Here is a 12,431-nt window from a genome sequence, read left to right as displayed (position 1 = left end):
CACCCGGCCCCTCCCCCGAGGCGCTCGAGCGCCTGCTGGCCGCCGGCCGCGACGGCGCCCTGCTGCGCATGAGCCTGGCGCTGGCGCACCAGCGGCGCGACGACGCGCCCACGGCGCTGATGCATGTCGAGAAAGCGCTCGCCTTCGACCCCGAGTTCACCGCCGCGTGGCGGCTGCAGGGCCTGCTCGCGCTGGCGCTCGGCGACGCCGCGAAGGCCGAAGCCTCGTTCGCACAGGCGCTGGAGGTGGCGCAGCGGCGCGGGGAGCTTCAGCTGGTGAAGGAGCTCACCGTGCGGCTGCGGCGCCTGCGCACGCCGAAGCCGCCCGCCGACTGAACGGCCTCAGGCCGCCGCCGTCATCGCCAGCGGATTGAGCCCCGGCTCGCCGACGCGCGTGAGCGTGTTGCGGTCGGTGTGGTGGAAGGGCTCGGCCTGGCCCAGGATCTGCATCACGGTGTCCTGGTCGTACGACCAGGTGCCGTCGGCGTTGATCTTCACCGTGATGTTCCACGCCACCGTGGTGAAGGCACGCTCCAGGAACGGGTTCGACACGATGCCGTTCACCAGGCTGCCGTGCTCGGCGCTGAGCGTGAACTCGGTGTCGCCGGGCTTCACGTGGCCGCTGGCCATGGCCACCTGTCCGCGCGGAATGGCCAGCGTGAGGAACACGGTGCTGGTGGCCGGCTCCCACAGCCAGTAGCCGACCTGGTCGTGGTACATCTTCGTGAGACCGGGCTTGTGGATGTAGGTGTGATAGCGCAGGCCGTACAGCAGCTGCGGGCCGTTGGTCTGCGCGTCGATGGGCTGCAGCTCGTAGTGCTCGACGTACACCTGCGTCTTCGGGCCCTCTTTCTTCGGCTTGACGTCGACGCCCTTCATGCCCTCCCAGATGCCGGCCAGCGGCCGCAGCGGGCCCAGGTTGGCGAGCGTATCGGGATCGGCCGGGGGTTCGGTGTAGATGTCTTCGGGAGTGGTCATGGTGTCGATCGTGGGAGGGAAAACAGGACGAGGTTGCTTCGATTCGGATTCTGCTTGAGTGCGATGGCGGCCCGGTCGCGGGTCGTGGTCAGAGCGTGTCCCAGACCTGCGCGAGCCCGACGAGGTGCACCACGCCGTACACGAAGCACACGAGCGAGCTCCATACCCAGAAGGCGCTGAGCCGGCGCCGAGCGAACAGCCACATCGCGACGGCGACAAGGCCGCGCAGCAGGTACACGGCGGTGATGGCGGGCAGCACCAGCGCCTGCAAGGGCAGCGGCTGCAACACGCCGGCGCCCGCCAGCGCGTAGGCGGCCCACACGCCCAGCATGCCGGCGATGACCAGCGTGACGGCCACGGGGTACAGGTGGCCGGCCTCGGCGCTCGCAGCCATGCGCTCGCCCGCACCGAAGAAGCGGTACCAGGACGGGCCGCCGAAGATGACGCACACATGCAAGAGCGCGGCGATGGCGCTCAGCACGGCGCCGGCGATCAGGAAAACGTTGGGGGTCACGCAGGCTTTCTCATCAGGTCAGCGCAGCAGGTCGCGCGCGCGGACGGCTTCGCGCACCGGGCCGAACGCACCGAAGCGCACGGGCAGGCCGCTGAGGGCTTCCACGCGCTGCACCCACTCGGGTGGGTCGGCGACGGGTTGCGATTCGTACAAAGGTTGGGCACCTTCCAGCAGGCGGGTGAGCGCGTGCTGGTGGTCCAGGTCGGTCGCCTCGCCGAGCGGCAGCGATGACAGCGTGCGCCCGTCGGCGCTGCGGTAACCGGTGCACCAGCGCAGGTCCGCGTGCGCGAGCGCATCGAGGTGGCTGGCGAGCAGTCCGTCGAGCGGCCCGACGGCGGCGAGCGCGTAGCGCAGCAGCACCGCGTCGGGGTGGCCACGGCGAAACGCACCCTGCCAGCCGTCGTCCGCGTTGTGCGGCTCGGCCAACCGCGCATCGAGCGCGCGGTCGTGCGTGGGCAGCGGGCCGGCGCCGTGCCGCGTGAGATGGCTGCGCAGCACGCCCAGGTGCTGCACGGGCGCGGCGATGCCAGCATCACGCAACACCGCCTCGACGGCGGCGGTGGAGACGGTGCTCCAGGTCGTGTGCGGATGAAAGCCGCGCCACTCGTCGAGCAGCACGCCCTGCGCGCCCTCGAACAGCACGGTGCCGGCGCGCGCGAGCCGTTCGCCGATGGCGTCGGCGCTCGCGGGCGGCGACTGGCGCAGGCTGGGTTGCACGGCGTCGAGCCAGCGTTGTGCGAGCGAGGCGTCGGCGAGCACGGACAGCTCTTGCGCGGCCTCGGCCGACGAAGGCACCGCGTTCGCGAACTCGCGGTGCAGCGCGAGGCGCAGGGCTTCGAGCTTGTCGAGCGTGCGCGCGGGGTGAACAAGGTCGCCGTAGTGCAGCGTCGTTTCAGGTGCAGCGAGCGCCTGCCGCACGGTCTCGCCCACCCCGACGCCGCAGCTGCCATGTGCGGCCGCGCCCCGCGCCCACTCGCGCAAACGGCCGGCGGCCTGGTGGAACGGCGTGGTCACGCGGCAGCGCGCATCGACGAACAGGCGCGCGAAGGCGTCGGGCACACCCGCGCGCTGCAGCACCTCGGCCTCGACGCGCAACGCCGTCGGGTGCACCACCACCGGGCTGGCGAGCACGGTCGCCACGCCGGCATGGAAGCTGCCGGCGCCGAACTGCGAGAAGGTGTGGTGGCGGCCGTCGGCCAGCACCACGTTGTGGCCGGCCTGCGCGCCGCCGTTGAAGCGCACCACGGTGTGCGCGCCCCAGGCGCCGCACAGGAAATCGGTGAAGCGGCCCTTGCCGCAGTCGCCGAAACCGAGGCCGAGCAGCGAGACGTAGCGCGTCGAAGTCAACGGCAGGCCGTCAGCCGAAGAGCCGCTTCCACCACGAGCTGCGCGCCCCGTGACCGGCGGCCGGCGTGGCGCGGCGCGGTGCGTTCGGATCGAGCAGCGCGGCGTAGCCGTCCAGCGCGTGCAGCACGCCGCCCACGCGCTCCTTGGCCATGCCGGTGGCGGCCATCACGCGGGCCAGCGCGTCGAGGCTGGGCACGGCCTTCTCGGTGAGCGCGACGATGCCGGCCGCCACGGCGCAGGCGTCGTCGGGCGAGTCCATGCAGATCACGTGGTCGCCGAGCAGCTCGCGCCAGCGCGGCTCGCAGCGGCGGCGGCGCTGCGCGTCGGGGATCAGGAAGAACAGGTGCGTGGTCTCTGCCGCGGCGGCGATGACTTCTTCGATCGGAATGTCCTCGTCGAGCTTCTCGCCGATGAGGCCTTCGACCTGGTGGCGCGACACCGCCGGGTACGGCAGCTCGTCGCCGGTGACGAACAGGTAGCCGCGCTTCTTGCGCTTGACCCAGCAGTCCATGTCGGTGTGTTGCGCCATGACGTAGAAGGCCAGCTCGTAGCTTTCTTCGCCGCTGCCCCCGCCGCCGCCTTCGAGGTAGCTCCAGGTGAGCCACTGGTCCATGAGGTTGGCGGTCGATTCGAACTGGCCCACCTGCAGCGGCGCCTGGTCGGAGGTGGCGTCGCCGATGGCCATGAAGAGCAGCTGGGGGTCGGCCACGCCGCAGTCCGTCAGCAGCTTCATGAAGGTGGGCAGCTCGCGCCGTGCCAGGGTCTGCGGGATGTCGCCCATCGAGCCGGTGACGTCGAGCGCGAAGGCGATGCCCAGCGAGTTCGGATGGTCGGCGTTGTCGCGCGACTCGCGCACCTTGAGCCCCTGCGGGTTCATGAGCGCGTGCGTGGCGGTCTGCGTGAAGACTTCGTTGCCGGACTTGGCGGCGCGGTCGGCCACGATGGCCGCGTGGGCGGCGTGCGAGTAATTTCCGTAACCCATGGACGTGCTCCTTCGTGAGGAAAAAGTGAAAGGCTGGCGGCTAGCCGGCCGGCGCGGGGTTGAAGTGAACGAAGCGCGGCGGCCCGAAGGCCTCGCGCGAGGCGACCGACAGCGCCTGCTCGATGCCCTGCGCGCCCAGGCGTTCGCAGGCGACGGCGTCGTCGCTGCACTCGCGCAGCAAGGCGGCCAGCGGCGCGGAAGTGGCGCTGTCAGACAGCAGCGCGCGCACGCTGCGCGCCGACGCCATCAGGTCGCGCCCGATGGCGCCGCCCGACACGTCCTGCCTGGCCTGCGACCAGCCGATGAGCAGCACGCCGTGGTCGCGCGGATGCACGAGCGCATGCGCGGGCGCGAGCGCGCGGTGCGTCCAGCCGGCGCCGTGCACGAAGGCCAGCACCTCGAGCATGCGCCGCCAGAGCCAGACGGCATGGCGCGCATCGATGCCTTGCGGATTGGCCTGCTGTACCTCCTGCAGGCTGCCCCAGAAACCGGTCGGGTGGCGCAGCACGAGCGCCTGCCGTTCGCCGTCGCCCAGGCCTTGCGCCACACCCAGGCCCAGCGGCTGCGGCAGCCGCCGCGTGAAGTAGGCCGCGCCGGGCACCGACAGGGCTTGCAGCGCCTGCAGCACGGCGCCCTCGCGCGCCAGCACGGCGTTGCCGGCCTCTTCACGCGCGAGCTTGATCGTCACGCGCTCGGGCACGGCGCCGAGCCGTTCGGCCAGCAGCACCTCGCTGTGTTCGCCCTGGCCCAGCGGCGTGAGCACGCGGTAGTGCGCGCCGCGCCATTGCAGGAGGCGGCCGGTGTCCGACAGCTGCGCCGCGTTGGCGCGTCGCCAGGCGGCGCGGAAGCTCTCGCGCTCGACGGTCTCGGTGCCGCGCGTGATGGTGGCGCCGCAGTAGCCGCAGTTGACGGTGCGCCAGCGCGCCGCGCGCGGCAGCGGGGCCGAGCATTGGGGGCAACTCAGTGCAAGCAGCGACAGCATGGCCGCGCCCTCCTCTTCAGTCTTCTTGCGGCGCGGCTGGGTCCGGCGACGCCAGCACGCGGTCGATGCGGCGCCCTTCGAGCGCCACGACCTCGAAGCACCAGCCCGCGCAGTCGATGTGCTCGCCCACGGCGGGCAGGTGGCCCGACACGGACATGAGCAGGCCCGCCACGGTGTTGTAGCGCCCACGCTCTTCGTCGGGCAGCTCGCGGATGCCCAGGCGCGCGCGCAGCTCCGACACGGGCATGAGGCCGTCGAGCTCCCACATGCCGTCGGCGCGCTGGTGCGCCCAGGCGTCGGCCTGCATGCCGGGCTGCAACTCGCCGGTGATGGCCTCGAGCAGGTCGCGCGGGGTCATGAGGCCCTGCACCACGCCGTACTCGTCGACCACGAACACCAGCCGGCCGGCGCGCGTGCGGAACTGCTCGAGCAGCTCCATGCCGGTGAGCGTCTCGGGTACGAACACGGCGGGCGTGGCCTCCTGGCCGAGCACGCCCTTATGGGCGGAACCCAGGCGCAGCAGGTGCGCCACGCTGATCACGCCGACCACGTCATCCAGCGAGTTGCGGCAGACGGGGTACCACGAATGCACGAGGTTGAGCGCCGCGGCGTCCGCCACCTTCTGCAGCGCCTGCGCCACGGTGTTGGAGGCGTCGAGCCATTCGATGTCGGCGCGCGGGATCATGAGCGACGACAGGCGGCGGTCGTCCAGGTGGAACACATTGCGCACCATCTGGTGCTCGTGCTGCTCGATCACGCCGGCGTCCACGCCTTCTTCAAGGCTGGCCGAGATTTCTTCTTCCGTCACCGAGCGCGCGGCGTTGGCGTCGATGCGCAGCAGCTTCAGCGTGGTGGCGGTGGCGCCGGCCAGCAGCCACACGAAGGGCTTGGCGCCCTTGGCCAGCCCGCGCATGGGGCGCGACACGAAGCGTGCCACCGGCTCGGGGTACAGCTGGCCGATGCGCTTGGGCACCAGCTCGCCGAAGATGATGGTGAAGAAGGTGATGCAGGTCACCACCACCGCGGTCGACACGATGCTGGAGGTGCCGGCGCCCATGCCCAGGCCTTCCATCCACACGGCGAGCGGCGCCGCGAAGGCGGCCTCGCCCACGATGCCGCTGAGCATGCCGATCGAGGTGATGCCGATCTGCACGGTCGAGAGGAATTGCGTAGGCGATTCCATCAGCTTCAGCGCAGCCTCCGCCCCGGTGTCCCCCGTTTCGGCCAAGGCCGCGAGGCGTGCGCGGCGGCTGGTGGAAAGGGCCATTTCGGACATTGCGAACACCGCATTGAGGGTGGTCAGCAAGGCCAGCAGGAAGACATCCATGAACGGGGGGAGAGAATGAGGGAATGTCACTTTACTGTATCGGCGACGTCCAGGGCTGCGATGCCCCCCTGGGCCGGCTGCTCGACAAGATCGATTTCTCTCCCAGCCGCGACACGCTCGTGGTGCTCGGCGACCTGGTCAACCGGGGCCCCGATTCGGCCGCGGTGCTGCGCCGCCTGCAGGGCTACGGCGCCTCGGCACGCAGCCTTCTGGGCAACCACGACCTGCACCTGCTGGGCGTGGCGCACGGCGTTCGCAAGGGCGGGCGCAAGGACACCGTGGCCGACCTGCTGGCCGCGCCCGACAGCGCGGCGATGCTCGACTGGCTGCGCCAGCAGCACATGGCGCTGCACATGCAGATCGGCGGCGGCGACCTGCTGATGGTGCATGCCGGCGTTCTGCCGCAGTGGACGGTGGGCGACACGCTGGCACTGGCGTCGGAGGTCGAGTCGGTGCTGCGCGGACCCGCGCTGGGCGACTTCCTGCACGAGATGTACGGCAACACACCCGACCACTGGGACGACGCGCTCACGGGCCACGCACGGCTGCGCGTGATCGTCAACGCGCTCACGCGCCTGCGCTATTGCACGCCCGAAGGCGTGATGGAGTTCGAGAGCAAGGACGGCGCCATTCCCGGCCCCGAGGGCTTCCTGCCGTGGTTCGACGTGCCGGGCCGCAAGACCGCCGCGGCCACGGTCGCCTTCGGCCACTGGTCGACGCTGGGCTGGCTCTCGCGGCCCGACCTGCTCTCGACCGACACCGGCTGCGTGTGGGGCGGCTGCCTCAGCGCGGTGCGCTTCGGCGCCACGCTGGACCAGCGCGAACTGGTCCAGGTGGAATGCGAGCAGGCGCAGAAGCCCGGCAAGGGGGCCTGACGAGCGCTGGCCCTGTGCAGGCTCAGAACCCGTGCGTCATCAGCGCGTAGACCGTCTGCACGCCGGTCACGTAGTTGCCCATGCGCAGGTTCTCGTTCGCCGCGTGCTGGTTGTTGTCGGCGTTCACCAGCGGAATGATCGCAAAGGGCACCTGCAGCACGCGCACGATTTCCGCCGTCGGCACAGTGCCGCCCATCATGCGGATGCGCACCGGCTCGGGCGTGGTGCCGAAGGTGTCGGTCAACGCCTTGTAGGCCCACTGGCCGATCGGTGAATTGATCGGCGAGCCCGCCGCGTCGGCGCCCTCGCTGCGGTAGCTGAAGCTGGCGAGCTTGTCGTAGCGGGCGCGCTCCTCGTCGCTGGGTGCGCCCTTCACGAGGTGGTAGCCCTGCTTGACGATGTGCGCCTCGATGAGCTTGCCCAGGTAGGGCGCGTCGGAGTCGGGCGTGGTGCGCAGGTCCATCTCGGCCTCGGCCTTGTCGGGGACGATGTTCGCCACCTTGTCGCCCACGGCCGCCGAGGCCATGCCGCGCACGTTCAGCGAGGGGTACTGCATCGCCTCCTGGTAGTTGGCGCCGACCCGGTCGGTGCGCGCGAGGCCCAGGCGGCGCTTGAGCGCGGCCTCGTCGTCGGGCACGGCGGCCATGATCTTGCGCTCGGCCTCGCCGATCTTCACGCGGTCGTAGTAGCCGGGCACGGTCACGCGACCCGTGTCGTCCTTCATCGTGGCCAGCAGGCTGGCCAGGCGCTGCGCCGGGTTGGGCGCATAGTTGCCGTAGTGCCCGCTGTGCAGCGGCACCTTGGCGCCGTACACGGTGAGCCGCGCATCGGCCGCGCCGCGGTTGCCGAACACCAGCGTGGGCCGGTTGGTCGCGTGCATGGGGCCGTCGTGGATCACGATGGCGTCGCTGCGCAGCAACTCGCGGTGCGCCTGCATGACCTGGCTGATGGACGGCGAGCCTTTTTCTTCCTCGCTGTCGAGAATCACCTTCACGTTGACCGCCGGCTGGCCGCCGCCGGCCTTCAGCGCGTCGATGGCCGCCAGCAGCATCATGATCGGGCCCTTGTCGTCGGCCGAGGCCCTGCCGAACACGCGCCACTCGGGGTCCAGCGGGCCGCTGAAGAGCCGGGCCGCATCGATCTCTTCCCACTCGCCCTTCTCTGTCTTGCGCTTGAGCACGGGCGTCCACGGGCTCTTTTGCGCCCACTGCGCGGGGATCACCGGCTGGCCGTCGAGGTGCATGTAGAACAGCACCGTCTTGCGCGCCGGGTCGCTGCCCGGGAACTCGGCGTAGAGCATCGGCTTGCCGTTGTTGGGCAGCTGCTTCGTCGTGAAGCCGCGCTTGCGGAAGGCCTGCTCCAGCCAGTCGACGTTCTTGCGGATGTCCTCCGGCACGGTGGCGTCGTTGGGCAGCGCCAGCAGCTCGAAGTACTCGCGGTAGGTGCCCTGCGCATGGCGCTCGGCCTGGGCCGGCGAGAGTTCGGCGGACTGCGCGAGGCCGTGGCCCAGCAGCAGGACGGCCGTGGGGAGCAGCGCCAACAGGCGGCGGGATGAGCGGGGGGAAGGGTTGGACATGGATGGCAGCGCAGAAGGGAGCAGGACGGCGAACCGGGGATCTGCGCAGCATAAAAAGCGGGCACCTTTTCAACAATTGCTATTTTCTTGAGCTACCTTTGCATTCAGTGCAAACCTCACGCCACCCCATGCCCAGCCGCCGCCTGCAGGAAACCTCGCTGCGCTACTTCCTCGAAGTGGCCCGCACCGGCTCGCTCACCGAGGCGGCCGCGCGGCTGAACGTCAGCATCTCGGCCATCAGCCGCCAGGTGGCCGCGCTCGAAACGCTGGTGGGCGCGCCGCTGTTCGAGCGCCGCCCACGCGGCATGGTGCCCAGCGCCGCAGGCGAGCTGCTGGCGGCGCACGCGCTGCGCGGCGCGCTGGAGGCCGAGCGCGTGCTGTCGGACATCCAGGCGCTGCAGGGGCCGCTGAGCGGGCGGGTGCGCATCGCCTGTTCCTCGGGCTTCGCCAACGAATTCCTGCCGCGCACCATCGCGGCGTTCCGCGAACAGTACCCGGGCGTGCGCTTCCGGCTCGATGCCACCGGCCCGACGCAGGTGAGCGATGCCGTGCTGCTCGGCGAGGCGGACATCGGCCTGACCTACAGCCGCGCGGCGGTGCGCGGCATCCGGGTCGAGCACCGCCAGGCGGCGTCGGTGTTCGCGATCATGCGGCCCGACCATGCGCTGGCGAAATCGCGCAGCGTGACGCTGGCGCAGATGCATCCCTTTCCCATCGCATTGGGCAGCCCCGAGAACACGGTGCGCCAGCTGTTCGACGTGGGTTGCAGCAACCGCGGCCTCGTGTTCGAGCCCGTGCTGGTGAGCAACCGTTTCGAGGCCCTTGCCAACTTCGTGCTGCAGGGCGGCGGGCTGGCCATCACGGGCGAGATCACGGTGCGCGACCGCGTGCAGCGCGGCGAGCTGGTGGCGGCCGAGATCCGCGAGCCCGGCATGCGCGGGCGTTCGGTCGAACTGCAGACGCTGGCCGATCGCACGCTGCCCGAGGTGGTGCGCACCTTCCTGGCCTACCTGCGCGAACAGCTGCCGGCGGCCGGCGGCACGCCCAGGCCGCGCACGCGCAAGGCCGCCTGAGCTCAGCCGCGCGCGGGCCCGGACCCCGGGAAACTGATCACCCGGCGCTGCGCCGCGCCCGAGGGGCGCAGCAGCCCGCGCCGCGTGGCCTCGTGCACGGCCTGCGTGCGCGAATGGACCGACAGCTTGCGGTAGATGCTCTTGATCTGGCTGGCGACCGTGCTGTCGGAGCGGTGCAGCGCCTCGGCCACGCGCCGGTTGCTCCAGCCCTGGGCCACGAGTTCCAGCACCTTGAGTTCGCGCGGCGAGAGCAAGCCCTCGTCGCCGGTTTCTTCTTGCGTCCGGTCGAGCCCGTGCGCCGCCAGGGCCGCCTCCTCGATGTCGCACAGGATCTGCCGCGCCGTACGCGCAGCCGCCCACACGTCGCCGCGCTCGACCGCCGCCATCAGGTTGGCCAGCTCCAGCTGGTTGGCTTGGGCAAAGAGCCGCGCTGCGGCATTCGCGGCCACGGCGGGGCTCAAGGGCGGTGCGTCGTCCAGTTCCGAAATGGCACGCAGCTCGGCGCTTCCTTTGGACATGTCAATGCTCGCTCGGTCGATCAACGCTAGGGGAAAAAGTAAACCCGGCGCCCCTCTGCCACGAAATGCAAAGCAAGGACGCCTCTCGCGAGCCTGAGGTCGCTTTGTAAACAGCCTTGACCTTCCGTCTCAGTTCTTGGGAGAATTTCGCAAAATCTGTGATTTTTTAACGCTTAGTTAGTACTATTTGTCGGGCATGGACCCTCCAGCCCCTTGGCGCCGCTCCGACCTCGCCCTATGACGCACAGCGCCGCCACGGCCCCCGAACGCCCCCTCTGTCCCCCGGGCGTGGCGCACAGCCATTTCGACGTGCACGCAGAGCCGCCCGACCGGCAGTTCCTGGCTTGGCGCGCGCGCGTCGGCCATGTGATGGACGCCCTGCCCTCGCGCGACGCACTCGAGCGCCCCTTCCACGCCGCGATCGACCGCTACGACGTGGGCGGCCTGGTCTTCACCGAATGCCGCTCCGACACGCTGGTGCTGGAGCGCTCGCTGGCCCGCGTGTCGACCGACAGCGTGCGCGACTTCGTGTTCCATGTGTTCGAGGAAGGCGGCGTCGACGACCTGCGGGTGCGGGCCACGCCGGTTGCACGCCGCAAGGGCGAAGCGCCGCCCGCCCCCGCCGGCACGCCCACCATCCTTGCGCTGGACATGAACCAGCCGGTGCGCATGCGGCGCCACGACTGCCGGGTCCACACCTTCTTCGTGCCCGGCGCGCTGGTGCAGGAGAGCTTCCCCGACCCCGAGGCCCTGCACGGGCGCACGCTGGCCTGCACCACGCCGCTGGCGCGGCTGGCGGCGGGGCACGCGATCTCGCTGGCGCGCCACATCGGCGGCATGACGCCGGCGGCGGCCCAGAGTGCGGTGCGCACGGGCGCGCAGCTGGTGGTGTCGGCCTTCGGCAAGCAGGCCGGCTTCGACGGCAACGCGCGCGCGGCGGCACGCGCCGCCATGTTCGACCGGGTGCGTCGCCACGTGCAGACGCACCTGCACCGCGCCGACCTCACGCCCGAGAGTGTGCTGACCGCGCTGCAGCTGCCGCGCCCCACGCTGTACCGCATGTTCCAGCACGAAGGCGGGCTGGGCAGCTACATCCGCAGCCTGCGGCTGCGCCAGGCGGCGAGCGACCTGGCGCGCTACCCGCATGTGATGGTGACCGACATCGCCTACGGCGCCGGCTTTCGCAGCGCCTCGGACTTCAGCCGCGCCTTTCGCCGCGCCTACGGCATCGCGCCGCAGGACTTCCGCGTGCAGGCGCTCGAACGGCGGTTCTAGGCCGTTGCGCCGAAGCCGGTGTCGAACGTGCCCTTCACGTCGAGCGGCTGCTTGATGAGCCCCACCTGCCGGTAGAAATCGGCCGTGCCCTGCTGGTCGGCGATGACCTGCGCATCGATGGGAATCCACTGCTGCTGGCGCCGCTCGAACTGCAGCTTCGCCGCCTCGGGCGAAATGCCGATGATGCGCGCCAGCGTGGCCGAGAACGCATCGACGTTGCGGTACGACCAGCGCTGCGCCTTCACCACGCGCTGCAGAAAGTCCTGCAGCACCGGCCGCTTGGCGGCAATGGCAGCGTCGGTCGCGGCGAGGTAGCTCAGCCCCGGCAGCAGGCCGCGCCCGCTGACCAGCACGCGCGCATGGCGGCTGATTTCGGCCAACGCGGTGTAGGGCTCCCAGGTGGCCCAGGCATCGACCGAGCCTTGCGTGAGTGCGAGCTTGGCATCGGCCGGTGCAAGAAAACGGATGTTCACGTCCTCGGGCTTCAGGCCCGCCGCCGTGATCGCCTTGAGCGTGACGTAGTGGCCGATGGAGCCGCGGTTGGTGGCGACGCTCTTGCCCTTGAGTTCGGCCGCGCTCTTGAGCGGCGAATCGGGCCGCACCAGCACCGCCGTGCCGTAGGCGTCGGAGCGGTTCGCGCCGATGGCCTTGACGCGCGTGCCGGCCGCAAGCGCGAAGATCAGCGGCGCATCGCCGATCGGGCCCGAATCGACCGCGCCCGCGTTGAGCGCCTCGGCCAGCGGCGCGGCGGCCGGGAACTCCGACCACTGGATGTCGTAGCCCAGGCCTTCGAGCCCGCCCGCCGCTTCGAGCAGCGCGCGCAGCCCGCCCTTCTGGTCGCCGGCCTTGAGCACCGGGCGGCCCTGCGCACGCACGAAGGCTGGCAAGGTGGCGGTCGTGGCGGCGGCAAGGCCGCCGGCAAGCAGTTGGCGGCGCGATCGGTCGAGGTGTGAGGTCATGGGTTCGTTCTCCGTGGAAGCAGTGA

At 70.8% G+C, this 12,431-nt stretch carries 13 protein-coding genes; 4 read left to right on the top strand and 9 right to left on the bottom strand.

Features of this window, described 5'->3' with window-relative positions; all coding sequences use genetic code 11:
* Nucleotides 1–335 (top strand): hypothetical protein (locus AC3WQR_RS26485; RefSeq protein WP_492744761.1); only part of this gene is annotated, 335 nt, incomplete at its 5' end.
* Nucleotides 336–341: 6 nt separating this feature from the next.
* Here the strand turns inward: AC3WQR_RS26485 and AC3WQR_RS26480 are convergent.
* The 6 genes from AC3WQR_RS26480 to AC3WQR_RS26455 all read right to left on the bottom strand — a co-directional run bounded on the left by AC3WQR_RS26480 (nt 342) and on the right by AC3WQR_RS26455 (nt 6,129).
* The gene (locus AC3WQR_RS26480; RefSeq protein WP_492729127.1) at nt 342–977 is read right to left on the bottom strand and encodes an FABP family protein; all 636 of its coding nucleotides are present in this window, start codon (nt 975–977) and stop codon (nt 342–344) included.
* 88 nt (nt 978–1,065) lie between these two features.
* Entirely contained in the window at nt 1,066–1,491 is a 426-nt protein-coding gene (locus AC3WQR_RS26475; RefSeq protein WP_492744759.1) for a hypothetical protein, read from the bottom strand.
* 18 nt (nt 1,492–1,509) lie between these two features.
* Nucleotides 1,510–2,838 carry an adenylosuccinate synthetase gene (locus AC3WQR_RS26470; RefSeq protein WP_492744757.1) on the bottom strand — a complete coding sequence of 443 codons (1,329 nt, stop codon included), beginning with the start codon at nt 2,836–2,838 and terminating at the stop codon, nt 1,510–1,512.
* 10 nt (nt 2,839–2,848) lie between these two features.
* On the bottom strand, nt 2,849–3,820 hold the full coding sequence (locus tag AC3WQR_RS26465; RefSeq protein WP_492744755.1) for a VWA domain-containing protein: 972 nt from the start codon (nt 3,818–3,820) through the stop codon (nt 2,849–2,851).
* A 40-nt stretch (nt 3,821–3,860) separates the two neighbouring features.
* Nucleotides 3,861–4,802: a protein kinase family protein gene (locus AC3WQR_RS26460; RefSeq protein WP_492744753.1), complete on the bottom strand. Its 942-nt coding sequence runs from the start codon at nt 4,800–4,802 to the stop codon at nt 3,861–3,863.
* Between the two features lie 16 nt (nt 4,803–4,818).
* Complete coding sequence (locus tag AC3WQR_RS26455) at nt 4,819–6,129, bottom strand: hemolysin family protein (RefSeq protein ID WP_369631899.1); 1,311 nt, start codon at nt 6,127–6,129, stop codon at nt 4,819–4,821.
* Nucleotides 6,130–6,152: 23 nt separating this feature from the next.
* Here AC3WQR_RS26455 and AC3WQR_RS26450 point away from each other — a divergent pair, with 23 nt between their 5' ends.
* Nucleotides 6,153–7,004, top strand: coding sequence for a symmetrical bis(5'-nucleosyl)-tetraphosphatase (locus tag AC3WQR_RS26450; protein WP_492744751.1), 852 nt, complete (start codon nt 6,153–6,155; stop codon nt 7,002–7,004).
* Between the two features lie 22 nt (nt 7,005–7,026).
* Here the strand turns inward: AC3WQR_RS26450 and AC3WQR_RS26445 are convergent, their stop codons facing one another.
* A complete protein-coding gene (locus tag AC3WQR_RS26445; protein ID WP_492744749.1) occupies nt 7,027–8,580 on the bottom strand; it encodes a M20/M25/M40 family metallo-hydrolase in 1,554 nt (517 codons plus the stop codon).
* A gap of 128 nt (nt 8,581–8,708) precedes the next feature.
* Here AC3WQR_RS26445 and AC3WQR_RS26440 point away from each other — a divergent pair, with 128 nt between their 5' ends.
* Nucleotides 8,709–9,653: a LysR family transcriptional regulator gene (locus AC3WQR_RS26440; RefSeq protein ID WP_492744747.1), complete on the top strand. Its 945-nt coding sequence runs from the start codon at nt 8,709–8,711 to the stop codon at nt 9,651–9,653.
* Between the two features lie 2 nt (nt 9,654–9,655).
* Here the strand turns inward: AC3WQR_RS26440 and AC3WQR_RS26435 are convergent, their stop codons facing one another.
* Nucleotides 9,656–10,171, bottom strand: coding sequence for a response regulator transcription factor (locus AC3WQR_RS26435; RefSeq protein WP_062483003.1), 516 nt, complete (start codon nt 10,169–10,171; stop codon nt 9,656–9,658).
* Between the two features lie 237 nt (nt 10,172–10,408).
* Between AC3WQR_RS26435 and AC3WQR_RS26430 the strand changes: the two genes are divergently transcribed.
* Nucleotides 10,409–11,446 (top strand): AraC family transcriptional regulator, encoded by a 1,038-nt coding sequence (locus tag AC3WQR_RS26430; protein WP_492744744.1) that lies wholly within the window; start codon nt 10,409–10,411, stop codon nt 11,444–11,446.
* Here the strand turns inward: AC3WQR_RS26430 and AC3WQR_RS26425 are convergent.
* Nucleotides 11,443–12,405: an ABC transporter substrate-binding protein gene (locus tag AC3WQR_RS26425; protein WP_492744742.1), complete on the bottom strand. Its 963-nt coding sequence runs from the start codon at nt 12,403–12,405 to the stop codon at nt 11,443–11,445. The two genes, AC3WQR_RS26430 and AC3WQR_RS26425, sit on opposite strands and share 4 nt — an antisense overlap.
* Nucleotides 12,406–12,431 lie beyond the last annotated feature (26 nt).

The sequence above is a fragment of the Variovorax sp. FW305-3-2-15-B-LB1 genome, assembly GCF_058787635.1.
This window is presented reverse-complemented; position numbering and strand designations above follow the sequence as displayed.

Bases quoted from the DNA above. Each gene is read 5' to 3' on its own strand.
- AC3WQR_RS26480 (WP_492729127.1), bottom strand. From the start codon at position 977: ATGACCACTCCCGAAGACATCTACACCGAACCCCCGGCCGATCCCGAT.
- AC3WQR_RS26465 (WP_492744755.1), bottom strand. From the start codon at position 3,820: ATGGGTTACGGAAATTACTCGCACGCCGCCCACGCGGCCATCGTGGCC.
- AC3WQR_RS26460 (WP_492744753.1), bottom strand. From the start codon at position 4,802: ATGCTGTCGCTGCTTGCACTGAGTTGCCCCCAATGCTCGGCCCCGCTG.
- AC3WQR_RS26455 (WP_369631899.1), bottom strand. From the start codon at position 6,129: ATGGATGTCTTCCTGCTGGCCTTGCTGACCACCCTCAATGCGGTGTTC.
- AC3WQR_RS26450 (WP_492744751.1), top strand. From the start codon at position 6,153: ATGTCACTTTACTGTATCGGCGACGTCCAGGGCTGCGATGCCCCCCTG.
- AC3WQR_RS26445 (WP_492744749.1), bottom strand. From the start codon at position 8,580: ATGTCCAACCCTTCCCCCCGCTCATCCCGCCGCCTGTTGGCGCTGCTC.
- AC3WQR_RS26440 (WP_492744747.1), top strand. From the start codon at position 8,709: ATGCCCAGCCGCCGCCTGCAGGAAACCTCGCTGCGCTACTTCCTCGAA.
- AC3WQR_RS26435 (WP_062483003.1), bottom strand. From the start codon at position 10,171: ATGTCCAAAGGAAGCGCCGAGCTGCGTGCCATTTCGGAACTGGACGAC.
- AC3WQR_RS26430 (WP_492744744.1), top strand. From the start codon at position 10,409: ATGACGCACAGCGCCGCCACGGCCCCCGAACGCCCCCTCTGTCCCCCG.
- AC3WQR_RS26425 (WP_492744742.1), bottom strand. From the start codon at position 12,405: ATGACCTCACACCTCGACCGATCGCGCCGCCAACTGCTTGCCGGCGGC.